Below are 289 nucleotides of genomic sequence, written 5' to 3'. Positions count from 1 at the left end.
TTAAAGGTTGTTCCAGCTTCCGGCGGCACTACTGCTGACGTGACGATTCCAGACTTAGCCACAACTAGTCCACTGACCGTTACGACCACGACTAACGGCTACGAAGTAACCGGGACGACTCGTCCAGGTGCTACGATCACAGTGACGAATGCCAATGGTGACCCAATCAAGGGCACTGACGGTAATCCACTGACTACGACTGCCGGCACTGATGGTAAGATCGACTTTACGATTCCAAAGGCCTCAGTCAATCCTGGTGACGTCGTCACCGTTCAACCAGCTGGTGCAG

Annotated in this window: 1 protein-coding gene; it reads left to right on the top strand. The window is 53.6% G+C overall.

Annotated elements, in window-relative coordinates:
* Positions 1-289, top strand: a 289-nt coding sequence (locus GM612_RS12300; protein WP_425500354.1) for a hypothetical protein, incomplete at both ends; no start/stop codon positions are given.

This window comes from Secundilactobacillus folii, from assembly GCF_009720675.1.
Lineage (GTDB): Bacteria > Bacillota > Bacilli > Lactobacillales > Lactobacillaceae > Secundilactobacillus > Secundilactobacillus folii.
This window is presented reverse-complemented; position numbering and strand designations above follow the sequence as displayed.